The sequence below is a fragment of the Candidatus Vicinibacter proximus genome (genome assembly GCA_016713905.1).
In the GTDB taxonomy this organism is placed as follows: Bacteria; Bacteroidota; Bacteroidia; order Chitinophagales; family Saprospiraceae; genus Vicinibacter; species Vicinibacter proximus.
Genome location: JADJOE010000003.1, coordinates 2,123,498 through 2,148,439 on the forward strand (window position 1 = coordinate 2,123,498; position 24,942 = coordinate 2,148,439).

Annotated in this window: 20 protein-coding genes; 11 read left to right on the forward strand and 9 right to left on the reverse strand. The window is 36.9% G+C overall.

Annotation, left to right across the window (positions count from 1 at the left end):
* Nucleotides 1–184 precede the first annotated feature (184 nt).
* Entirely contained in the window at nt 185–748 is a 564-nt protein-coding gene (locus IPJ83_17060; protein MBK7882245.1) for a TlpA family protein disulfide reductase, read from the forward strand.
* A 146-nt stretch (nt 749–894) separates the two neighbouring features.
* Here IPJ83_17060 and IPJ83_17065 read toward each other — a convergent pair whose 3' ends face one another.
* From IPJ83_17065 to IPJ83_17080, 4 genes are all read right to left on the reverse strand, one after another.
* Nucleotides 895–2,253, reverse strand: a complete 1,359-nt coding sequence (locus IPJ83_17065; protein MBK7882246.1) for a PQQ-binding-like beta-propeller repeat protein — start codon at nt 2,251–2,253, stop codon at nt 895–897.
* 129 nt (nt 2,254–2,382) lie between these two features.
* Nucleotides 2,383–3,618 carry a PQQ-binding-like beta-propeller repeat protein gene (locus tag IPJ83_17070; GenBank protein ID MBK7882247.1) on the reverse strand — a complete coding sequence of 412 codons (1,236 nt, stop codon included), beginning with the start codon at nt 3,616–3,618 and terminating at the stop codon, nt 2,383–2,385.
* Between the two features lie 5 nt (nt 3,619–3,623).
* A complete protein-coding gene (locus tag IPJ83_17075; protein ID MBK7882248.1) occupies nt 3,624–5,042 on the reverse strand; it encodes a hypothetical protein in 1,419 nt (472 codons plus the stop codon).
* A 76-nt stretch (nt 5,043–5,118) separates the two neighbouring features.
* Nucleotides 5,119–6,138, reverse strand: a complete 1,020-nt coding sequence (locus tag IPJ83_17080) for a T9SS type A sorting domain-containing protein (GenBank protein ID MBK7882249.1) — start codon at nt 6,136–6,138, stop codon at nt 5,119–5,121.
* 464 nt (nt 6,139–6,602) lie between these two features.
* On the opposite strand from IPJ83_17080, the gene IPJ83_17085 reads away from it, so the two are divergent.
* The 5 genes from IPJ83_17085 to IPJ83_17105 all read left to right on the forward strand — a co-directional run bounded on the left by IPJ83_17085 (nt 6,603) and on the right by IPJ83_17105 (nt 11,084).
* Complete coding sequence (locus IPJ83_17085; protein MBK7882250.1) at nt 6,603–7,880, forward strand: NAD(P)/FAD-dependent oxidoreductase; 1,278 nt, start codon at nt 6,603–6,605, stop codon at nt 7,878–7,880.
* Nucleotides 7,881–7,991: 111 nt separating this feature from the next.
* Nucleotides 7,992–8,990, forward strand: coding sequence for an energy transducer TonB (locus IPJ83_17090; protein MBK7882251.1), 999 nt, complete (start codon nt 7,992–7,994; stop codon nt 8,988–8,990).
* Nucleotides 8,991–9,089: 99 nt separating this feature from the next.
* Nucleotides 9,090–9,968, forward strand: coding sequence for a glucose-1-phosphate thymidylyltransferase RfbA (rfbA, locus tag IPJ83_17095; protein MBK7882252.1), 879 nt, complete (start codon nt 9,090–9,092; stop codon nt 9,966–9,968).
* Nucleotides 9,969–10,046: 78 nt separating this feature from the next.
* Entirely contained in the window at nt 10,047–10,463 is a 417-nt protein-coding gene (locus IPJ83_17100; GenBank protein MBK7882253.1) for a BrxA/BrxB family bacilliredoxin, read from the forward strand.
* A gap of 9 nt (nt 10,464–10,472) precedes the next feature.
* Nucleotides 10,473–11,084: a hypothetical protein gene (locus tag IPJ83_17105; GenBank protein MBK7882254.1), complete on the forward strand. Its 612-nt coding sequence runs from the start codon at nt 10,473–10,475 to the stop codon at nt 11,082–11,084.
* Nucleotides 11,085–11,247: 163 nt separating this feature from the next.
* On the opposite strand, the gene IPJ83_17110 is transcribed toward IPJ83_17105, so the two are convergent.
* Nucleotides 11,248–14,241 carry a CHAT domain-containing protein gene (locus IPJ83_17110; GenBank protein ID MBK7882255.1) on the reverse strand — a complete coding sequence of 998 codons (2,994 nt, stop codon included), beginning with the start codon at nt 14,239–14,241 and terminating at the stop codon, nt 11,248–11,250.
* A 451-nt stretch (nt 14,242–14,692) separates the two neighbouring features.
* Between IPJ83_17110 and IPJ83_17115 the strand changes: the two genes are divergently transcribed.
* Nucleotides 14,693–16,294, forward strand: coding sequence for a T9SS type A sorting domain-containing protein (locus tag IPJ83_17115; protein MBK7882256.1), 1,602 nt, complete (start codon nt 14,693–14,695; stop codon nt 16,292–16,294).
* Between the two features lie 12 nt (nt 16,295–16,306).
* On the opposite strand, the gene IPJ83_17120 is transcribed toward IPJ83_17115, so the two are convergent.
* Entirely contained in the window at nt 16,307–16,966 is a 660-nt protein-coding gene (locus IPJ83_17120) for an NAD(P)H-binding protein (GenBank protein MBK7882257.1), read from the reverse strand.
* A 99-nt stretch (nt 16,967–17,065) separates the two neighbouring features.
* On the opposite strand from IPJ83_17120, the gene IPJ83_17125 reads away from it, so the two are divergent.
* The 3 genes from IPJ83_17125 to IPJ83_17135 are packed head-to-tail and all read left to right on the forward strand — an operon-like array spanning nt 17,066 to nt 18,707.
* The gene (locus IPJ83_17125; GenBank protein ID MBK7882258.1) at nt 17,066–17,761 is read left to right on the forward strand and encodes an SDR family oxidoreductase; all 696 of its coding nucleotides are present in this window, start codon (nt 17,066–17,068) and stop codon (nt 17,759–17,761) included.
* A 1-nt stretch (nt 17,762) separates the two neighbouring features.
* Nucleotides 17,763–18,233 (forward strand): tryptophan-rich sensory protein, encoded by a 471-nt coding sequence (locus IPJ83_17130; GenBank protein MBK7882259.1) that lies wholly within the window; start codon nt 17,763–17,765, stop codon nt 18,231–18,233.
* 3 nt (nt 18,234–18,236) lie between these two features.
* Nucleotides 18,237–18,707 carry an SRPBCC family protein gene (locus IPJ83_17135; protein MBK7882260.1) on the forward strand — a complete coding sequence of 157 codons (471 nt, stop codon included), beginning with the start codon at nt 18,237–18,239 and terminating at the stop codon, nt 18,705–18,707.
* A 103-nt stretch (nt 18,708–18,810) separates the two neighbouring features.
* Here IPJ83_17135 and IPJ83_17140 read toward each other — a convergent pair whose 3' ends face one another.
* Both IPJ83_17140 and IPJ83_17145 read right to left on the reverse strand, forming a co-directional pair.
* Nucleotides 18,811–19,470 carry an NAD(P)-binding domain-containing protein gene (locus tag IPJ83_17140; GenBank protein MBK7882261.1) on the reverse strand — a complete coding sequence of 220 codons (660 nt, stop codon included), beginning with the start codon at nt 19,468–19,470 and terminating at the stop codon, nt 18,811–18,813.
* 116 nt (nt 19,471–19,586) lie between these two features.
* Nucleotides 19,587–20,450 (reverse strand): hypothetical protein, encoded by an 864-nt coding sequence (locus IPJ83_17145; protein MBK7882262.1) that lies wholly within the window; start codon nt 20,448–20,450, stop codon nt 19,587–19,589.
* Between the two features lie 125 nt (nt 20,451–20,575).
* Here IPJ83_17145 and IPJ83_17150 point away from each other — a divergent pair, with 125 nt between their 5' ends.
* Nucleotides 20,576–23,887: a PD40 domain-containing protein gene (locus IPJ83_17150; protein MBK7882263.1), complete on the forward strand. Its 3,312-nt coding sequence runs from the start codon at nt 20,576–20,578 to the stop codon at nt 23,885–23,887.
* A 499-nt stretch (nt 23,888–24,386) separates the two neighbouring features.
* Here IPJ83_17150 and IPJ83_17155 read toward each other — a convergent pair whose 3' ends face one another.
* On the reverse strand, nt 24,387–24,869 hold the full coding sequence (locus tag IPJ83_17155; GenBank protein ID MBK7882264.1) for a DUF456 domain-containing protein: 483 nt from the start codon (nt 24,867–24,869) through the stop codon (nt 24,387–24,389).
* Nucleotides 24,870–24,942: the final 73 nt, after the last annotated feature.

Genomic DNA, 24,942 nt, shown 5'->3' on the forward strand with positions numbered 1-24,942 from the left:
TTTTTTTTAAAAGGATGGGAAAGCCGACAATTTATTAAAATGATGCACCAGAAATCAACTTAAATCAACACGATGTTGACTTTTTAATTTTTAATTAACTAACTATTTATAGCAATTTTGACATTTTAAAGGATATTTGCATCAGAAAAATATCATTGCATTTAATCTTCGAACCAATTTTAATATGAAATTTATTGCTTTCTTGTTTTTAAGCGTTTTGACTGCACATTACTCTTTCTGTCAACCTCCTTCTCCTGCAAAACAAAGCCCAGTCTTATATACGGAAACTGCCAGACCGGAAGATAAAATTCAGAAATTTTTTCCATACGACATCAAACTTAAAAATGCCGAAGGAAAAGAATTCATGTCCTCCCAATTATTTAAGAAAAATGGAAAACCAACTGTTCTACTCTTTTGGCTGACCACCTGCGGACCTTGCAAAATGGAAATGGAAGCCATCAAAAATAAATACGAATCCTGGTCAAAAGAATCAAAATTCAACTTTTTTGCCATATCCACTGACTGGAGCCACAATACTGAAAAATTTGTGGAACGTGTAAAAACCTCCGGTTGGCCCTTTGCGGCTTACCATGATTTTAATCAGGAATTCAAGTATGTGATGCCAGGTGGTTTAAATGGACTTCCCCAGGTTTTTGTATTGAATAAAAAAGGTGAGGTTGTCTTTCATAAAAGAAAATACATGCCCGGTGATGAAGACAAACTGTTCGAAGAAATAAAGAAACTCTAAGCTGAATTACAAAAGAAATGATTTTAAATTATGCTGAAATTGCTCAGCAATTTTAATTAAAAAATGGAGTCTGAAAACAAATTGCAGACTCCATTTTTATATAACCCATTTAACCAATTCAACTGAAAAATATCATCTTGAATTTTTCACTCAATCAATTGAAAACACTGCAGAAAATAACCATCGCTGAAGTAAATTCGTTTGGTCACCGGATCATATGTTGGGTCACTAATATAAGTATCTGGAAATACTTTTCCTTGATTTAGTGAATTATACTCCAATAACTTTTTTCCACTTGAGGCTTCGAAAATGTAAAGCGTTCTGTTAGAAAAAATGATTTTACCTTCACTATAAATTATCCCGCCAATTGCTAGACCATTAATATCGGTTAACCAATTTTGATTACCAGTCCTTTTGTCGAGTGACACGAGGTTTCCATTGCCTACCATAAGATAAACATTGGTTTCATCAAAGACTAAATTCGACTCAGCTAAATAAAGCCCTCCGGATTTATCAGAAAATACTTTTTTCCAAATCAATTTACCTGTATTCTTGTCCACACAGAACAAAGTCTTCATACTTGTAAAAAATATTAAATTGTCCTGGATGTAAGGAGGAAATGCACTTCCAAAAATTTTCGGATCCATATCAAGAATTTCCCAATTTGTTGTTTTTGCAGATAAATTATAACATACCAAATTGATACTTTGTCTACTTCCCCACGTTCCCGTCTTAAATATTAAAATAGTATCTCCTCTTGAATCAAACCACATTACTGGAGCCGATATATTTGGATATATACCTTTTTCATTTGGCAGGTCAATTTTATAAATTTGATTTTGATCACCATTCGCGACATTTAAAATATCTATATTAACTGATCGATCATTATTTATAATAGTCGAAAGACATAGTGGATTGTAATTCGTAAAATAATTGATACCATAGGCTGAGTTATTCTGCTTAGACCATATAGTTTTGCCAGAACTTAAATCAATTCCATACAAGTAAAAATCCTTGAATAGATAAAATTTCCCAAAAGCCAATTGATGATAAGTATCTAGAAATCCTACATCTCCCTTCTCAAATCTTCCCGGATGATGATCTGACCAATTCCATAAAAATTTACCCGAATCCTGAGAAAAGGCAACTAATTCCTCATTATACTTACTAAATAATATTGCTTTAGAGGCAATTACCTTATATTCAAATAGAATTGGTGAAATAGAAAATGTTGATTTTATTGAATCATTCAGAAAACTTTGCCAAACCAATTTCATTTCAAGTTTTCCAGATCCTCCCGGGGGAGGATCTGGATATGATGACTCTTCATGGTCACAAGCATATATTGCTAAAATAATAAATAAGTATAGAAATTTCATCATTTTAATGCTTCTGGGTAATAAAAAATGTTCCGTATGTATTTGTTTCAAGTAACTTTGCCATCTCCTTCTTCGTATTTCCATCATTCCGCATTTGTTGATGATTACTGTATAATAGTTCATTTGAAATCGAATTTGGAAAATCAATTGCGGAGCTCACAAGAACTAATCCCATTACTGTTTAATGATTTTCATACATTACTACCATTCAGTTAGACTTGATTTCAATGAACAATAATAATTTAATATTACTTACTCAATCAATTGAAAACACTGCAGAAAATAACCATCGCTGAAGTAAATTCGTTTGGTCAATGGATCATAAGTTGGGTCACTGATGTAGGTGTCAAAATATTCTTTACTTTCATTTGATGAATCATATTCAATTAGCTTCTTACCATTGGATGCATCAAATATGTAAAGCCTTCTGTTGGAAAAAATGATTTTGCCGCCAATGCATCTGATTCCACCCAAAGCAACTCCCGGCACATCCGTCTTCCAATTTTCTTTTCCTGTCTTTTGATTCAAAGAAAATATATTGCCATTCCCTATTATAAAATATACATTTTGATCATCAAATTCAAGATTTGAATTCGCCATGTACAAGCCGCCTTGTTTGTCTGAAAAGTCCCGTTTCCAGACGATCTCTCCATTTTCACTGTTAAAACAAAAAATGGATCTTGAGCTGCAGGTAAATACAAGTCCATCTTTTATAAAGGTGGCCAATGAGTTGGGTTCTGTGTTTGGTTCCAGGTCTTCCTTAAACCAAACCATTTCTGATTTGGTTAAATTGTAGCAAGCCATACTCATTACTTTCGGACTACTCCAATAGCCCGTCTTAAAATACAACAAGGTGTCCCCTACTTGATTAATTTGAATGGCCGGTGGAAGCACCAGTGGATAAAAACCAGGTTTATCTTCAGAGAAATCGGCGTGGTAAATTTTCCTTTCAGAACCATTCTTCATGTTGACGATGACTAAACTTTCTGTTTCGTCATTTTCCACATATCTAAAAAAGGCCAGCTCTTCCATTCGTGTGTATTCTAAGTAATGTCCACCCCGGCTGTGTACATCAATGGACCAAATGGACTTACCAGTATTCATATCTATCCCATGTAAATTGCTGCCTGTATACATAAATATATTTTGATAAACTGGCATTATGGTTTGGGACAAATTCATCATTTCTCCCTTTCTATCCGGGTAATGATCATCCCAACTCCAGCATGATTGACCGGAATCTTGTTTAAATGCCATAATATGATCATTAAGCAAACTCAACAAAATAGCATCACTTACCAATACTTTATCCTTATACAAAACTGGTGGAATGGACAGGCTTGTTTCCGGCCTTTTTGGAAGTAGAGTCTGCCAAACTAATTTAAGTTTGGTGGTTTCGGATCCTCCTGATGGAGGATCCGAAATAGTAGCTGGATCATCATCGCACGACATGGTCAACAACATCAATGCCATCCAAATATTTTTCATATACCTTATTTTTGCTTTGTTTTAAAAAAATGACCATATTTCCCTACAAACATCAAATCTGTTGTGGATCTTTTTGTATTTCTATCATTCCTCATTTGTTGGTGATTACTGTACAATAGTTGATCTTTATATGAATTTGGAAAATCAATTGCAGAGCTCACAGGCACTACTCCATCTGATTCTTCTATCTCTTCAAATTCATAGTGATAGATTTCTTGATGGGAACAAAAATAATCCCAACTATTATTCTTCTTGTCACATTCCTCGAAATCAATCCCATAATACATGTCCTTTCTTCGTTCTGATCCATTTGCGTCATATTCAACACACATACAATAACTTTCCGTAACCACTTTATAATTTATACCTGAACCTATGATGATCTTCCATTTATTGTCAACGGTTTTAAACCAATCAAAGACCGCCCTGTTAGCATCAGCTTTCTTTTGGTAATCATTTTTAACTCCCCAGGCACCAAACCATCCCCCTGGATGCCACCACACTCCATCTAAAAATTCAACCCATTTCGTTTGGTTAACATATTTAATGTAATACTCATCTGAAATCTGATTAACCTTATCCACCATATCCTGATCTTCATTTGCAGTGTACACAGGTACTGTCTCTGCTGAAGTTTTTAACCATTTCAACAAACGAAAAAATACAGGATCCTCTTCCACACCATAAAAGGCTACATTGTTTTTTATTTTTGAATTAAACTCATTAAAAAATACCGGCTTTTGTTTATACTCATCGGTAATCGGTGACAAAAAATCAGCGGCAAATGTTGGTGCCACGCCCGACACAAATTCGCAGGCGGGTTTGATGATCTTTTCTTTAATTTTTTCCGGATTGATCAGCAAATCGAGTAGAAAGTTGGATTCCACAAATTCGGTCAGTTTCGAATTGGCAATATGCACACAACCCTCTTCCATTAGATCTACCATGTCATCCACATGCTGTAAAATAGGTGCTCCTCCATGTGGTGTTCCATAGGTAACAATACCTCCAAAGTAAGGATCTCCCTTTTGTGTATTTGTACGCTCCAAATCAGCCGCCCTCACTGCCAATCCCCCCTGTGAATGTGCAATCACAAAAGGTTTTAAGTGATCTTCTAATGGTCTGTTAACTCCTTCTGAATTCTTAATCGCATCCAACAATCCCTGTCCGGCGGATTTAAGACTGATCTGAGGATATTCCGGAAATTCTGAATCTACCCAGTATTTAGTTTCAATATCGGGTCCCACCTTTTGCCAGGCCTTCAAGGCATCTCCTCCCAAACCATGTACCCAAAAAATAGTGCGACAAGGATCTCCGGTACTTGGATTGTAGCAAGATTTTGGTCCCCCGGTTGGATTGTTAGGGTCATAAGGAACAGCTGACTCAGCTATCCCATAAACAGGTTGTGCTGTCAAAGTGCTCATCAGTAGGATGTTGATGCAAACAAATATACAAAAACAAATAAAAGTTCTCATAACTATTATATTTTTTTTAAGTGATTTAAAATTTTAAAACTTTCCTGCTGGTCTTATAACCGTTAAGGCTCAATTGAAGATAATAGAGTCCTGGAACCAAGTTTCCGGAATAAATTTTTTCCTGATTTGTTCTGATTTCATACTCCTTGATCAGTTTCCCTGCCTGATTTAACAATTGCATTTTATAACTGAATTCCGGTTTATAATCAACAATTGAAACATTCCAATTTCTGTTCAACTCATCATTGAATACCACAAAATCCAGTCCTTTCCCGCTCGATACGGATGTTCTTTGCAAAGCATTCTTAAGCTCACGGTTATTATAAAATTCATACGCATAACGTTTGATGATTTTATTCCAAAATCCCTTGTCGCCACTGTGAAATAAATATGGCTTAATGTTCTGAATTTCACAATCCACATATGCATTCCCAAGCTGGTAAAACTGGTGTTTTTCTGAGATCACTTCAACCCCATTTTCCTTAACCACATCGTAATAGTATAATTGATTTTCATCCACCAATCGCGTCTGTTGCTCTCGGCCTATACGGTGCACGCCATCTGATATTTTATCGACACGGAAACCCTGAGCAATTAAATCATCTAAATTCTCTTTGGTTAGAAAAAGAAAATTACTCAAAAGTGTATTATCCGTTGGCAAGGTTTCCGCAGGTGGAATAATCTCAGACGTAATAAAATGCCCATTCAAGTCAAAAATATAAATCCTATTTTTTGTAACGATGGTAGTACCTATCTTGCTTAAATAGGAAACTGATTTTCTCTTTAAATGCGTAACAATTTTAACCTCGGAATAATCTTCCAGTAAATAAAGCTCTACAAAGTTTTCTTCATCCACTCCTTCCAAATTCTGTTTATCCAGAATTGTAAGGTTGGCATCCTTTGGAACGGTATAAAACTCCCGATGTTTTTCCTTGTAGCTTAGTTTTTCAAGATACAGATTTGGCCTAAGTTCTTCAATAGTTTGGGTAAAAGTGGCTGTACAAAATAGTTGTACCAGCCAGAATAAAAAAATGTTCTTTTTCATGTGTTAAAAAATTAAAATAAGCCGGTGATCGGCACCGGTATCCGTCATAGTCGCTTCTTTTGCGTGGTGCGTTCTGAATTACCCACAGAACATAAAATGTCCATGTCGGATGAATTCCAACAAATATTTTTACCAAAAGGTGGTGTCCTAGATTATCCTAAATCATGTTTTAATTTTATGTTCTCAAATAGTGTCATGTTTGATCAAACATTTGGTGTTATAATTTCAAAGATAGTGAGAAAAATAAAACTGTCAAGTTTTTTGCAAAATATTTTTATTGCGTTTAAAATATTTTTTGTGATGATTCGAAGTTTGAAAATAAGGATAGGACAAACAACACCTGCTTTATTTTCCAGAATGCCTTATATTATTATTCATTAAGCGTTGATTTTGTGAGGAGACAATTATTTATGATTGAACATTCTTACTAGTTTTCTCATTGATAAGTTAAATCATTTACTACCGTGCCACTCAACATTCCACAAAGTACCAAACCAAGACTCGTCATCATCGGTGCCGGATTCGCCGGATTCACCTTAGCACGAAAACTTGCCGGTAAAGACTATCAGATTGTTCTGCTGGACAAAAATAATTACCATCAATTTCAACCGCTTTATTACCAGGTGGCCATGTCCGGTCTGGAACCCAGTTCGATTTGCTTCCCACTGAGAAGAAGTTTTCAGGATGAAAAGGACTTTTATGTAAGAGTCGCCGAAGTAAATAAAATACTTCCGGAGGAAAATAAAATAGAAACCTCCATGGGCATTATCCGATACGACCTACTTGTATTGGGCATGGGTGCCAAAACAAATTACTACGGTAATGCAGAATTTGAAGCCAACAGCATTCCTTTGAAATCTGTTTCTGAATCTCTATTTCTCAGAAATCAAATACTATCTGATCTTGAAAAAGCAGTAATGAGTCCCGAAGGCACCGATCTTTCGCCTTTGTTGGACATTGTCATTGTGGGCGGGGGACCAACCGGAGTTGAACTCGCAGGTGCATTAGCAGAAATGAAGCAACACGTGATTCCGAAAGATTATCCGGATCTGGATGCAAAAAAAATGCATATCCATTTGATTCAGGGCGCGGACAGGCTTTTGCCGGGAATGTCTTTAAAGTCTTCTGACAAAGCCAAGAGTGATTTGGAGCAACTTGGTGTCATACTTTATTTAGACCAACAGGTAAAAAATATTTCTGATGGTAAGGTTATTTTGGATAATGGCTTTTGCATAAACGCGAATAAAGTGATTTGGGCTGCTGGCGTAAGCGCATCTGCTATACCCGGTCTGCCTGAATCCTCAATTTCCCGGAGTGGCAGAATTCTTACCGATGAATATTGCAGAGTTAGGGATACGAAAGATATTTTCGCAATAGGTGATCTCGCACTGGTTAAAGCACAAAAATTTCCGAACGGACATCCTCAGGTAGCCCCCGCAGCCTTACAGCAAGCCAAATGGCTGGCCGGCTACTTGAGCAAAAAAATATCCACACCTTTCGAATATTTCGACAAAGGTAGTATGGCAACCATTGGGCGACATAAAGCGGTTGTGGACGTTGCAGGAAGACACATTAGTGGTTTCTTTGCCTGGATAATATGGTTGTTTGTCCATATCTACTATTTGATTGGTGTCAAAAATAAAATTATCGTATTGCTCAATTGGATCTGGGGATATATTTTCTATGATCAGGCTTTACGCTTGCTGATCAAACCAAAAACTACGAAAAAAGAATTGGTTTAGTTTGATTTCATTTCTCTCTACCATAATACCAAGAATTAATTAGTCAGATTCTTTCCGATATTGTGCATTGGTAAAAACCAAAGCTTATATTTGTATCAAACTCCACATCTGATGAGATACTTTATTTTCGCTCTACTATGCATCCTCTTACAATCTGCCGCTTTCACATTTAATCCATTGTACGCCCAATCCCAAAATGAAGACAGTGTAGGCTACCTCGCAGATACTCTTGTGGTTACCAATCCAAAAAGTGGTCTGGAGGAAACACTGATTTCCAAAACCATCATTTACAATAAAGGAGGTGTGCCACCTGTTTTTAAAAGTTGTCTAAAGGATCCTAATCCAAGGGAATGCAATAAAAAAATTCTAAAGGAATGGAAATACAATAGGATGAATTATCCGGAAGCTGCAAAAGCTCAGAAAATACAGGGTTTTGTTTATGCCAAGTATGTCGTGGATGCAAGTGGAAACATCGTCCGACCTGAAATACTTCAAGGCCTTGGAGGGGGTTGTAATGAGGAAGTGCTCAAATTTATTTCTTCCCTGCCACCCTATGCACCCGGCAAAAGAAATGGATTTGCGGTAGCTTATGAACTTAAGCTTGAAGTGAATTTTGAAAACCTGAATTCGATATCTGTAAATCCTGATTTTTCTGATCAAAATATGGTTAAAGAAAATCAGGATAGTGTGGGATTTATCATAGACACTATATATTCAATGGACAGTATTACCGGATATGAAGAAGTACGAATTGTATATGAAGATGTATACAACAAAGCGGATGTGGAACCAATTTTTAAATCCTGCGGAAATGACCCTGATCCAAAAGAGTGCAGTAAAAAACTATTGCTGGATTCCATGTACAGGATCATTAAATATCCGGATACAGCCAGAGCACAAAAAATTCAAGGGGTGGTTTATGTAAAATACATTGTAAATACCCAGGGAAAAATAGTTTCACCAAGAATAACCCGGGGACTTGGTGGAGGCTGTGATGAAGAGGTCCTGCGTTTTCTCGCGATGCTGCCTCCATACATTCCAGCTAAAAGAAAAGGGATAAATGTTGCCTATGAAATCAACCTCCCGATCAAGTTTATTCTAAAAAAATAAATGTTCAATTGCTTTTTCGCATTTGTAATCTGGCATTTATTTGAGATTGTTCAATATCCCTTACCTTTGCGGGCCTTTATTGGCCCAATATAAATAAATATGAAAGGAATTATACTTGCAGGCGGACAAGGAACCCGGCTTTATCCACTTACCCTTGCAATGAGCAAACAGTTGATGCCTGTTTACGACAAACCAATGATCTACTACCCCCTGTCCACACTAATGTTGGCAGGAATTCGTGAGATTTTAATTATTTCAACACCCCGGGATCTTCCACAATTCAAATCCCTGCTTGGAGACGGTTCGCATCTCGGAATTCGGTTAGAATACCAGGAGCAATTGGTTCCAAATGGTCTTGCACAAGCTTTTGTATTGGGAAAAGATTTCATCGGCAAGGATTCTGTCTGTCTTATTCTTGGAGACAATATATTTTATGGTCATAAACTTCCTGAATTACTTCGAGAAAGTACAACTCCCGATGGAGGAATTGTTTTTGCCTATCCGGTAGCAGATCCTGAACGCTATGGTGTGGTTGAATTTGATGAAAATCTACACGCCATCAGCATTGAAGAAAAACCTTTAGTGCCAAAATCCAATTACGCGGTTCCTGGAATCTACTTTTATGACAATGAGGTGATCCACATCGCCGAAAACCTAAAACCCTCTGCCCGGGGTGAGTTCGAAATTACCGACGTCAATAAAACCTATCTAGAAAGAAACAAACTTAAAGTCGGGGTTTTGGGCCGTGGGGTTGCATGGTTGGACACAGGTACACATGAATCCCTGATGCAGGCTTCTCAGTTTATTCAGGTAATCGAAGAACGCCAGGGTCTTAAAATCGGATGTTTGGAAGAAGTAGCTTACTTGATGAATTATATAGACCGTGTGGGTCTTGCCAGGGAAGCGGAAAAATTAAAAAAAAGTATCTATGGCGAATATCTGCTTAAATTGCTCAAACTGACAGATCCAAAAGTCTGATCCCAAGATAGAACTTTTAATTTTTTTTGAAACAAAGAATGGCTTTCAAGCGTTAACTAAGCCAAAAATAATAAGATCATGTACCCAATAGAACTAGTTAGGCCAATGGCTCAGGAATTAAATCAGGTTGGATTTGAAAGTCTTAACAGCCCTGAAGAAGTAGCTCAAAAATTACAAGGTAATCAAGGCACCACCTTGCTTGTAGTTAATTCAGTATGCGGATGCGCAGCAGCAAATGCTCGTCCTGGGGTCAGAATAGCGCTTGGCCAGGAAAAGAAACCAGATCATCTGGTTACTGTTTTTGCAGGTGTGGATACTGCAGCTACAGCTAAAGCTCGCGAATTCTTATTGCCTTATCCTCCATCCTCTCCTGCGATTGCATTGATAAAAGATGGAAAATTGGTTCATATGTTGGAGCGTCACCACATCGAAGGTAGGTCTGCACAAATGATAGCCGACAACCTTGTTTCTGCTTTTAATATGTATTGCAATTAATTCTACCCGATGCACATAAAATTTATATTGGTTTTAGTTGGTTTTATATTCTGTATATCGACTGCAAGGTCTTCAGTACTTACAGATTCCATAATCAAGTATAAGCCCCTTTATACCAAAAAAGAACTCAAAAAGGAAGCGAAAGACATTAAAGAATTTGGAAAATTGGTCAAGGACTTTTCCAAGACTTCAAAGTCGGATAATATCGATTACCTCAATTCCAAATTGGAAAAGCTCAAAGTTCGAATGAATGAAGAACATCAGGAATTGAATGCCCGTATTTCTGCACGAACTCGACGCATTAAGCCTGCTAAAATAAACCGGGACAGTCTAAGTGAAACAGAATTACCCAAAGGTTATAATACCAATATTGGTGGCCAGATTGTAAACGCGAACAAATCTGAAATTATGGAAAAAAGGTCTGAGACTGAAATTCTTCTGAAATACAGTAAGATCCTTAGTAAAGAAAATGCCATCGTTCGCAAATTGAAAAACGTTACAGAATTAACCAAGGACACACCATCAAGAACCATAGAAGAAATAATTTCAGACAGCAATGATTTCGTAGCCTCCATGAAAGAAGAACTTGCCTTGATGACCAAAGAAAAAGGTAAAAAATAAGCCCAAGTTATACGCAAGATTTAACCCATTTTTTTCTTTCCCAATTTTGCAATTTGCAAAATCAAGTTGCTTTTTGAAGGAAATATAAGTTCTGATAAGAACTTTAAACGCGCATTGAGAATATCCCACTAAAGATAACAATGCATTTTCATCCATCCAATTTTTATTTAACCAAAACAAATCCAGCCCAATTGTAAGGATCAAGCCCATTATCTCTGAGTTGCTTTTGTGCTGCCCGAAATGCATCAGGTATGGTCATTTTTTCTTCCAGCCACTTTTTATAAAATGTGGTCATCAGCAAAGAAGTCTGTTTGTCCGGTACTTGCCATAGGGACATGATTAAATATTTTACCCCAGCAATTTTGAAGGCTCTTTGCAATCCATAAACCCCTTCATGACCTTGTATATCCCCCAGGCCGGTTTCACAAGCAGATAAAACGACCAGCTCGGTGTTCGACAAATTCATTTGACTAATTTCATAGGCGGTGAGAACCCCATCCTCTTGACCTGGGTTTGGCTGCTTACCCTCCCATGCAGCATTTCCGCCAGACATTATTAATCCTGAACGCAACATTGGTTGATCTGATTTTTTAAATTCAGATTCAATCTGATCATGGCTTGTAGACTCTTGACCATGCTTTCTTTGATCACTATAAAAATATCCATGGGTTGCAATGTGAAGTATTCTAGGAGAAATTGCACCAATCTTTCCTATATTTTTAAAAGATTCTTCTGTGCCATCATAAGCCTTTTTAGTAAGTACTTCCATTCCTGCAGTGCGCATTATTCTCTCCAGCGAATTTATTTCTCTTTCAGTACCCAATAGATAGTTCCAACTTCCTGATCTATTGATACTCATAGAATCAGACTTGTTAAGGGACACAGCATTTCTAGAAGAAGTGGCATAAACTATATCGTTATTCATCGTGGTACTGTCAAAATCAAAAATTAGACCCCCATAAAGAACAGCGAGATTGTTTTTAACTTCATTTGAATTTGGAATGACTAACTGACGTGTACTGTTTAACTCACTTAAATCATATCTGTCTGAAAGTATAACATCCTGATCTATAGGAATTGCATCTAAATTAATCCTATGAAGTAAACCGCTTGGTGAATAGTATACTTTATTAACTCCTGCCATTTCTTTCTCCATCGGTTTCCAAATCAAATCATACAATGTCTGATCTGAACCTTTTTTAACAAAAGCTCCTCTGTTAGAGATGTTATAAAGTCCATTTACATAGTCTGCCTTTTTGTCTGAAAGGGATAGCATCAAAGCGCTTAACTCTCTTTCTTCAAAAAGCTTAATAAAAATAGGTTTTTTATCCCCCTTTTTCAAAAGCAAAGCTCCATAATATATACTATCCGTTAATTCTGGTAAGTAATAATTATAATGTACAAACTCAACTGCTGCTTCTCCTGCATTCAACTTATTACATACCTGATCCCAGCTAACCTGACTAATTGCATCCGAATATTGCCGATTGGCTCTAATCAGTAACTTTTCAATAGAATTTGCTTTTTCTTCCAATTCTGATACATTTCTGCGAATCGCAATAGGCTTGCTGTACTCAGCTGCTAACTGACGATGAACAGCTCTGAGTTGATTGAAATTTTCGGAAGAAGCTGCATCTGAATTAGCATAATTTTTCAATTGAGATCCAGAATTCAATAAAAATCCTTTAAAAAAAAGTATGTCATTATAACATTCTGCAGTCATTTCTTCGCTGTTCGGGATGTAGGAAAAAGCATAGTTTATTCGCCTGGAAAAATCAGATATAAATGAACTCAATTCTCTTTCAGAGAGGTATGTACTCGCTGAAGAAAGAGAATTGACATCATTATGAAGTGTTTGAATCAAATAAGGTGTTGCAGCCTGGTATTTTCGAAATTTCCAATAAAATTGGAACAGCTCAATCAGATTATGTGTAAAATATTCATTATTTACGCCAATACTGGCTTCTACAATATCTCTTGCTTGAAGTAAAAAATTTTCAGCTTTTGCAAAATTATTATTATGAACCATTTCAATATGCCCTAAATAGGATAATACACTTGCATAATCCGGATGAGATTTACCAATAACATTTTCATAAATTGGCAAAGCTATTTTTAAGAATGAATCAGCTAGTGTATAGTTTCTTTTTCCTACGTAATAGGCCCCCAAATTTTTTAAAACTGTGGCATACCTTGCACTTTCTTGTCCACCCATTTCTTCCCAAATCGATTTCGCTTCTAAAAAATACTTTTCTAAATTACTGTCTTTCCCCATTTGTTTGTACAACAATCCAAGATTATTCAAATCTGTCCCATATTGTTCACTCTTTTTTCCAAATATCTTTTCCCTTATTTGCAATGACTTAAGCATTAGTTTTTCTGCCTCATCATAGTTCCGCATAAAAGCATATAAGGTGGCCAAATTGGACAAACTTACCGCATAATCCGGATGTGTCTCTCCCAACATTTTTTTTCTTACCTCTATAGCCTGAAGATAAAGTAATTCAGCTTTATTGTAATCTCCTGTATTAGTATACAAAACAGCCAATGAATTTATACTTATCGCAAAATTTGGATGATCAGGAGCTTTTGACTCCCATATTTCCTTACTCTTTTTAAAATAGGTTTCCGCTTTTTCATAATAACCTGCTTCATTATAAACTCCTGCCAAATTATTCATGCATTTAGCATAATCCAGATTATCGGTACCTACTGTCTTTTCGTAATTCAGTTTAGCTTCGAGAAAATAAGGTTCGGATTGTGAAAACTTTCCCTGAACATAAAAAAGTACACCTATTGACATAATGCATTTTGTGTAATCGGGGTGTATCTTGCCCAGTAATTTTTCCCTAACGTGTTTACATTCATTGTAATACACTTCAGCCTGCGAAAAGTCTCTTTTAAGATAAGAAACCCTACCTTGAAGAAACCTTAAATTGCCAAATTGTATAGATTCACTTGGTATCTCACTTTGAAATAACTTTTCTGCAATCGATAATTGAATCAAAGCATTGGGATAATCCTTCTTTTCCATCATACCCTGAGCTGCGGTCATTAAGCTATCAAAACTCCTAATTGAAGTGGAATCAGGACTTTGTGAGAATAAACAAAATGGTAACACAATGAAAAAAACAAAAAATAAATATCTCTTAATCATAAGGGCAAAAGTAGGCTATAGAAATTATTTAAACCGTAAATAGTCTTATAAAAACATCAAATTTAAAAATAAACAAAGCCAACGTCTGAAATTACAGTGGATATACCAAAATGGATCGAAGCCAAATATCATGGCAAAATTAAAAAGACTAGACTTCTGAGATTATTTCAAAAAATGCTTACTCCCCCATTATCAATGTCAATAAAGTAAAATATAACCATTTTACCAACTATACTATTAAACTTTAATAATCATTATTGGCTTATTACAAATATTAATTAAAACCTTTTGAATTGATTTAGAAATGTCTTTAAAATTTATAAAACTAAATACAAAGTAAAAATGCAATCTTCGAATAATACATATATCATGACTTTTATTTATCTTCACACAATTCCATTTTTAGAATTTTGCCACAAAAATAATTTCTTTTAAAATGAATTTTTTTTAAATGTTTTATATCATTGACCAAAATAAATTGAAATATTTTTTGTATATTTCTCTGTTCTCAATTTCAGGATATGCCAGGGAAATTATAGTTACCCCTAAGGATTATTTAGCATTTCTAACCCAACTCAATCCAGGAGACACATTGGTTCTTTCCAAAGGTAATTACCTAAGCAATCTTACCCTAAAAGATATTCAGGGTACAATAGCGGAACCTATTGTCATCATAGGAGAAGGTTTGGGCACCATTTTTGAAGCGCAGTCCTGTTGTAATACCGTAAGTCTTACCCGTTGTGCGCATCTGATCTTGAGCAATTTTCAATTGAACGGCAATAATAAATTTGTAGATGCGGTGAAAGCTGAAGGCACCTCAGGAAATTGGGCACACCACATCACTATAGAAAAACTACACATCATTAATTATGGATATGACCAACAGGCTGTCGGGATCAGCACCAAATGCCCTGCATGGAACTGGATCATAAGAAGCAATAAGATCATTGGCGCAGGAACCGGAATGTATCTGGGTAATTCACCGGGAAATATGCCTTTTGTGAATGGAATTATTGAAAATAACCTGATTCAAAACACTGTGGGTTATAATATTGAAATTAAACATCAGTTGGATGGAGCTCGTGATGCATTTCCTGAAACTCAGGTACATGGCAAAACCATTATTCGCTATAATGTTTTTACCAAGGACAAAAGTTCTTCAACCGGAGGAAATGCAAGACCCAATTTATTGGTAGGTGGATTTCCATCTTCCGGATGGGGATCTTTGGATTATTATGAAATTTATGGAAATTTCTTTTACAACAATCCGGTGGAAGCGCTTTTTCAAGGCACAGGAAATATAAATTTGTATGCAAATATTTTCATCAATCACTTTGACCCATCCGGATTTCGCACTGTGTATATCACCCCACAGAATGGGGTTAATCCACAGGACATAAAAGTATTTCACAACACAATCTGGTCAGCTACCAGTACAGGAGGATTAAGATTATTCAATCCAAATCCAAATTATAAACAATATTGCTATGCCAATGCGGTCTTGTCCACACAAGCCATAAGTAATTTTACAAGTCTTATGGACAATGTGACGGATAATTATGATAATGCCAACAAATATTTCCTGAGTGCATCCACAAATTTATCCGATTTAGATTTATATCCTCGTGCAGGTCAATTAACAGGAAATATAACTGCAAACGATTTTTTTATCCATCAAATGGATTGGCAAAAAGATTTTAATCAGGAAAATTATGATTGGAATTTTCGGGGTGCCTACTCAGGATGCTGTATAAATAAAGGATGGAAATTATCTCTAGACACCATCCCCACACAAAAAAGAAATCCTACCATATCTTTCCATCCGGATCAAATAAAGTTTTTACTGTATCCAAACCCCTTCAACAACAACATTTCCATTGATTCAGAATCTGAGGGATTTGCATTCGTCTATGATCAAAATGGAAAAATAATTTCTTCCTTTAAAATTTCAAAAGGTCTTCATACAATAAACCTTGAACATCTATCACCAGGAATATACACCCTTTCCCTACAATCTGACAAAGGCACAATCCATAGAAAAATAATTAAGTAATTTTGAAAAGCACTAAGAATGTGTATCCCCATTCTTAATTTCCTTCCACATCCATCTTCTGATTCCTGATTCATTAATTTTGGAAGCTCTGATCATGGCAGAAGCCAAATCTCTGACATGCACGGGCTTATATTTGGTTAATAGACCAAAAAACAATTTGCTTATTGCTGGCATTATCCACATGGCCATTCGTTCTCCTAACCTATTCTCTTTTCTTGGCCCCATTAAAAGACTTGGCTGCATAAAGTGAATGCTAGTAAAAGGAAGCTTTTCCAAATCCTGCTCTAATCTTCCCTTTGTATTCAAATAAAAATTACCTGAATTTGGATTTGCGCCAACAGATGAAATAATGACCAATTTTTTTACATTTTTACCGGATGCGATTTTTGCACAATGCAAAGGAAGTTCATAATCTACCTTAAGAAAAGCATCCTTAGAACCCGCCTTTTTAATGGTGGTACCACTTGCACAAAATAAAACATCGCCTTCCATATGAGACTGGATACTCTCTTTATTGCTAAAATCTACTATGCACTCCGTGATTTTAGGATGGGTAATGCCAAGGGACTTGCGCAACAATAATTTAACCGATACATATGTCGGATCATCACATAATGCCTTACATAAAAATCCACCAGTCAACCCGGAAGCGCCTACCACAATTGCTTTCATATTATTTGTTTTATCCAAAAATTATTTGACGCATATACTAAAAAATATAATAGCCCACCAAATTAAACCATTGCTGTGTCTTTATTGTTTAACCCTCTGATGAAAAACTATTTTGTTTTGGGAGCTTCGACTGGAATAGGGAGAGCAATTGCTCTTCAGTTAAGCAACCAGGGGCATAAGGTTTATGGCAGCTACTTTAATCACAAACAATCGGACAGTGATAATATTCATTATCACATGGTGGATGTAAAAGATGCGCCTTCATCATTTAGCTTTCTTCCGGAAGTATTGGATGGTTTTGTGTACTGTCCGGGGACTATAAAATTAAAACCTTTTGAAAGAATAAGCCCTGCTGAATTCAATGAGGATTTTAACTTTCAGGTCACCTTTGCAATCGAAAGTCTCCAGAAGATTCTTCCAAAGCTAAAAAAATCATCGAATGCTTCAGTGGTCTTTTTCTCGACCGTCGCGGTTAGTAAAGGTTTTAATTACCACAGCCTTGTCTCTTCATCCAAAGGAGCGATTGAAGGCCTAACAAAATCCCTGGCGTCTGAATTTGCACCTAAGATTAGATTTAATTGCATAGCACCATCCCTTACAAATACACCTCTGGCTTCCGGAATATTAAATTCAGAAGAAAAGATAGAAGCGAATGCTAAAAGGCATCCATTGAAGAGAATTGGACAGCCGGATGACATAGCATCTGTTGCTGCTTTTCTACTTTCTGAAAATGCTTCATGGATGACAGGGCAGATAATTCATGTGGATGGCGGACTTTCATCAATCAATCTGTGATATGCAAAAAATAATTCTTTTATTGCTCTGCATGGTAATTACAATGTTGGTCGGTGCAACCTCCGGATTACTTACTATGGAGGGAATCAAGGAATGGTACCCCTCACTACTCAAACCATTTTTTAATCCTCCAAATTATATTTTTGGACCGGTTTGGACGGTGTTGTATCTGATTATGGGGATTTCCCTATTCCTGATTTGGGATAGCGAATATTCAAAACAACGCACCAATGCCTTGTGGATTTTTTCCATACAATTGACCTTGAATTTTTTATGGTCCTTTTTGTTTTTCTATCTCCGGAATCCATTTTTTGCATTAGTTGATATCATGTTGCTGTGGTGGCTGATCAGTACAATGATTTCGCTTTTTGTTAAAATCAATAAAACGGCAGGATACATTCAGATTCCTTACCTGCTGTGGGTAAGTTTTGCCACCGTGTTGAATGCATCCATTTGGTTTCTCAATAAATAACTGATGTCCATTTTCACTTTACGTAAAACCCAAAAAATTCCTGCATCACTTGAAGACATCTGGAATTTCATCTCCTCACCCAAAAATCTCAAAACCATAACTCCTCCGTATATGGGTTTTGACATCCTCACCGAAAATTTACCTGAAAAAGTATATCCGGGCATGTTGATTGAATATCATGTGAGTCCGCTATTGGGCATTAAAATGAAATGGCTTACAGAGATCACCCACATTGAAGAGGGGAAATATTTTGTGGACGAACAAAGATCCGGACCATACAAAATATGGCACCATGAACATCATCTGGAGGCCATTCCAAATGGTGTTTTGATGAGCGACCTCATTAGTTATGTACCACCTTTTGGATTTTTAGGAGACATCGCCCAAAGCCTCTTCATTAAAAATCAGTTGGATGGAATATTTAATTTCAGATACAAAAAACTGATCGAAATGTATGGCGCGTTTCCAGAATAATATATTTTGCTAATTTATCACACTAGAAGGCACTTTAGAAATAGCCATTGTGGTCTATGCAATTTAATTCATTGGTTCAATTTCACTTCGAAACGGAAAGAGCTCAACTTACTACATTGAAATTGAAAGCACCGCTTTTTTTAGCGCCATAAATTCTTAACCATACCGGTAAAACTGCTTCTGTCCCTCGAGCCGAACTGATGTCACCAAGATCAAGTATATGCTCATCTTTCCAGCCAAATTCATTTAGTAATGTCCTAATTATAGATTTAGCATCTCCATCATTACCACAAATAAAATTAGTGTGGTTCCCGTCATTGATCATGGCAGGATTTACCATAATACCAGACCACATCGTGTTCAATGTTTTTACTACTTTAAGCTTTGGAAATCTAGTTTGAATTTCTTCACCAAGGGAATGTGTGTTGGACAAAGAAGGGATGAGTCCCGGTGGCATGCCCTTGCTAAAATCAAGCGGATTGGCCACATCTACCAATATTTTTCCTGCTATTCCCGGACCAGCAGCAAGTATTGCATCGACAGAAACTTCACCTTTGGTACAATTGAATAAAATTTCTCCGAAGTCTGCTGCTTCTGCAAATGTACCGGCACTTGCCAATGATTGACTATGTTTTTGCGCAAATGCCTCCGCTTTTTCATTATTGGAAGTACGTGATCCCATCATGACTTCATGACCCAATTCAACTAAACGAGATCCAATGGTATCCCCAACCGTACCTGTACCAAAAATTCCAATTTTCATATCTTAATTTTTATGTTGATCAAAAATAAAATCACCCAACAATTGCAAATAAAACAACAGGCTCCTAAAGTTGTTTTGAAAATAATTTCATCCAACAAATTCACTGCACAATCAGGCTAATCCAAAATATCGTGCAAATCCCTTTTGATAATAGCATAGATCTGATCGGTCGGTAAATCATTGGGCTCTGTACCGAAAGGATCTTCAATCTCCTCTGCCAAAAGTTCGATACTGGCAAAAATGTAAAAAATCAAAGCCACGATAGGCATGGCCCAATAACCAAACTCCCGCACAAAACCTATGGGCATAGTAAAAATGTACAAAAAGATAATCTTCTTTAAAAACAAACTATAGGAATAAGGTATAGGCGTGTTTTTAATGCGTTCGCATGCACCAATATTATCAGAAAAAGACTGCAGTTCGTTGTTGATAAAAAGTATTTGCTCTGCGGAGATTATTTGATTTTTTAACAAATGGTTGATCTCTGTATAAATCGCTTGCATGATTCGACTTGGCAAATGATGGTGCGATTCATAGTATGCAATTGGATAATTTTCGGTAAAAACAAGGTTTTTCAGATGTAATTTACCACGCAGGGATTCCTTTGCAGCATAAACATAATTGGTAAGCAAAATCTTAAATGTATTTTTGCTGTTTGGGTCCAGATCAAGACTGTTTAATTTAAGTGCAAGATTTCTTGAATTGTTTACAAAACTGCCCCAAAGCTTTCTACCCTCCCACCATCTTTCGTAGGCTGTGTTTGTGCGGAATACCAGCAACAAAGACAATACAAATCCAACCAATGAATGAATGGCCGTAGTGTTTTTAAAGGAAGCATGAAATACTTCATTCTCCAGAAAGGCAATAATTCCGGTGTATATGGCTACACCAAGAATACCAGGCCACATCATACGGAAAGTATCGCTTTTGTGAAAATTAAAAATGAGTTTCCACCAGTCTTTTGGGTTGTAAATTACCATATATCGAATTTATTTGTAAAATATAAATTTCATTTTTTAAATTAAGTATTGCTAGATATCAGACTTATTCGGACCGGAAAGTTAGCTATCTTCGCCATTCCTTTTATCATTTAAACAAACAAAGTATGTCATTCAAAATTCATCTAAACAGAATACTTCTTGTTTTAACAGCTGCTGTAATGATTAGCAATCCAACAAAAGCACAAAAAGAAGAAGCGAAATGGGATGTAGCCAAACCGGATCTGCCAATCAAAACTTTTACTTTAAATACAGAGGAAGGTACCTGGATGAATCTGGACATAAGTCCGGATGGCAAAATTATTGTTTTTGATCTGATGGGAGATATTTTTACCATTCCTGCAACAGGCGGTAGCGCACGCATTCTCCGCAGTGGTCTACCATACGAAGTGCAGCCCAGATTTAGTCCGGACGGAAAGAAAATCAGCTTCACCAGTGATGCCGGAGGAGGGGACAACATTTGGATCATGAATGCCGATGGCAGTCATGCACATCAGGTCACTAAAGAAAATTTCAGATTGCTCAACAATGCAGTTTGGATGCCCGATGGTGAGTATCTGGTTGCAAGAAAACATTTTACCAGTCAGCGATCTCTTGGCGCTGGCGAAATGTGGATGTATCATCATTCAGGAGGAAGTGGAATCCAGCTGACAGAAAGAAAAAATGATCAGCAGGATGTAAATGAGCCATTCTGCAGTCCGGATGGGAGGTATGTTTATTTCAGTGAAGATATGTATGAAGGAGGATCCTTTCAATATAACAAAGATCCCAACAATCAAATCTTCATCATCAGAAGATACGACCGCAAAGAAGGCAAGATAGAAAATGTTATTGGTGGTCCGGGATCAGCTTTTCGTCCTACCGTTTCCAGAGATGGAAAAAAAATTGCTTATATACGCCGTGATCGCACCAAAACTACTTTGATCGTACACGACCTGGCTACTGGTGAAGAAAAAATGATCTGCTCTGAACTCAGTAAAGACCAACAAGAAGCCTGGACTGTGTTTGGAATTTATACCGGATTCAATTGGACTCCGGATGATAAATCCATCATCATTTGGGCGCATGGAAAAATTAAAAAAATTGATGTCGCTACTTCAGAAATTACAACCATACCATTCAAAGTTGAAGTAGAACATAAATTGGTAGAACCTTGTCAAAGCAAACAAATTTGTTATGATCCGGAAGTAAAAATTCATGCCTTGAGACAAGCCAAAACCAGCCCGGATGGAAAGTTATTAATTTTCAATGCAGTGGGACAATTGTATCAAATGCAATTACCAAAAGGCAAACCAAAAAGACTAACAAACGATACCCATTTTGAATTTGAACCTTCCTTTTCTCCGGATGGAAAAGAAATTGTTTATGTAAGTTGGGCTGATGATAAAATGGGATCCATCATCAGGTTAAATCTTGCCTCAGGTGCAAAAACAGTTCTCACTGCTGAAAAAGGAATTTATCGTACACCATCTTTCTCTCCGGATGGAAAAATGATTGTTTACCGAAAAGAATCAGGTAATGATCATCAGGGATATCAACATGTCAAAAATCCTGGTATTTATTTTATCCCTTCTTCAGGAGGAAAGGCCACGTTAATTACTGCTGCAGGTGAATATCCTTATTTTTCTAAAGACAATGACCGCATTTTCTTTCAGACCGGTGGTTACCTATTTGGAAGTTTAAGTAAGTCATTAAAATCCATTGCCCTGGATGGCAAAGATGAAAAAAATATTTTCACAAGTACCTATGCTAATCAATTTGTTCCAAGTCCGGATAACAAATGGGTGGCCTTCACCGAATTATACAAAGTTTATATTGCGGCCATGCCATTGCCCGGCAAATCAATTGTACTCAATAAAGAAACCAATGCTATTCCAATGGCACAGGTCACGGATAAAGCAGGTGTGAGTTTGCATTGGTCCTCTGACAGTAAACAATTACACTGGACGCAAGGCAACGAATATTACACAGAAGAACTCAGGGATCGATTCAAATTCCTGCGGGAAGAAACTGACTCATTGCCTCCCTACGACAGCAATTTTGTTGAAATAAATTTAACGATCCCTGCAGATGTACCGAAAGGAAATATCGCCTTGACCAATGCACGCATCATTACCATGGAAGGGAATCAGGTTATCGAAAATGGTTGTATCCTGATTGAGAATAATAAAATAAAAGAAGTAGGAACTTATGAATCACTTCAATCCAAAATTCCAACCAATGCAAAAATTATAGATTTAAGTGGCAAGACCATTATGCCTGGAATGGTAGATGTACATGCTCATGTCGGTGCATTCCGGTATGGATTAAGTCCTCAGAAACATTGGCAATATTGGACCAATCTTGCCTATGGTGTAACTACCACACACGATCCTTCCACCAACAGCGAAATGGCATTCTCACAATCTGAAATGGTAAAAACAGGTGCAATGGTAGGACCTCGCATTTTTAGTACCGGAACCATACTTTATGGAGCAGATGGAGATTTTAAAGCCACCATCGATAAATACGAGGATGCCGTATTTGCATTAAAACGTACTAAATCATGGGGTGCTTTTTCCGTTAAATCATACAACCAACCACGAAGAGATCAAAGACAAATGGTAATCAAAGCTGCCAAACAATTGGGCATGTTGGTTGTCCCTGAAGGTGGTTCATTTTTTTACCACAACATGAGTCAGGTTGCAGACGGACATACAGGGGTCGAACACAACATTCCGGTTGCTCCTCTTTACAAAGATGTACTTAATTTTTGGAAAGCTTCCGGCTCACACAACACACCTACACTCATCGTAAATTACGGCTCAGTCAATGGTGAATATTACTGGTATCAAAACACGGAAGTTTGGAACAACAAAAAACTTTTACAATTTACACCCAGACATTTAATCGATGGCCGCGCCCGACACCGTACCATGATTCCGCAGGAAGAATATGACAATGGACACATCCTTACTTCCAAGTCTTGCAAAGCGCTCCAGGATAATGGCGTAAACATCAACCTTGGTTCGCACGGTCAGATTCAAGGTATTGGTGCACATTGGGAATTGTGGATGTTTGTACAGGGTGGAATGAGTCCGATGCAGGCATTGCGGTCGGCCACTTTAAACGGTGCAAAATACATCGGAATGGATCAGGAAATCGGATCCATCAAAGCCGGTAAACTTGCTGACCTCGTGATTATGGAAAAAAATCCTCTGGATGACATCAGAAATTCAGAATCAATTACACATACCATGATCAATGGTCGCTTATACAATACAGAAGACATGGAGCAAATTTATCCAGAGAATAAAAAACGAACTAAATTTTATTGGGAATTGCCAGGTGCAGTTTTTCCATTTGATGTAAACGGTCAGAGCAATACCAGCCATGGCGTGAATTGCAGTTGCCAGGGATTGATGATGGAAGGGCAATAAGAAAATGTGAAAATTTGAAAATTAGCTAATGTGGAAATTGGATTGGACTGAACGATCTCTGCGCCAAGCATTTTAGCGTGCGACAGCAAGATAAGTGAAAGAACCCTGCTTGACTGCATCGGAAGGCAGGCGCGAAAGCGGTAACAAAAATAAATTAGCTAATTAGTTAATTTGAAAATTGGCTTGTGGTTGTTTGATGCTTCCTAGCGTCAAACTAACGTAGGGAATTTGAAAATTTGAACATTAGCTAATTAGTTAATTTGAAAATTGGCTTGTGGTTGTTTGATGCTTCCTAGCGTCAAACTAACGTAGGGAATTTGAAAATTTGAACATTAGCTAATTAGTTAATTTGAAAATTGGCTTGTGGTTGTTTGATGCTTCCTAGCGTCAAACTAACGTAGGGAATTTGAAAATTTGAGAATTAGCTAATTAGTAAATTTGAAAATGTGAGCATTAGAATTCCACACAAAAGCCTTTTGGAAAAATTAAAATATTTTTTTTACATCCATACTTTTATCAACTCAAAAACAATCATTGAGCTCATTAGTACCGACAGGATAACTTTAAATCCAATGCTGAGTAAAGTACCGAACAAAGTGCCCACTCCTGAACTGGTTGCATCCGGAACATTGCGTCCGGCAATCATATCTCCCAATACTGCACCAAGAAAAGTCCCCAGTATCATACCTATCGGAGTAAAGAACATTCCTGCTACCATTCCTATAATACTTCCTGTTATGCCTTGCTTGGTGGCACCATATTTTTTAGCAGTCCATGCAGGAATTAAATAATCCAAAAAAAATATCACAACAGTCGCAACGCCCAGAAGAATAACAGTCCAGAAATCAAAAGGCTTATAAAAATACTGGACAATCAAAACAGCGACGTAATTCAACGGGTGACCCGGAAGTCCCGGAACAATACTACCGATGATTCCTACCACAGACAATATTAAAGCCAAAGTAATCCAGACAAATTCCATGTAAATAATTTTAATTTTATAAACCCAGCTATTTCATTTAAGTTCCGCTCCCTGCCTTGCAAAATTTTCTACT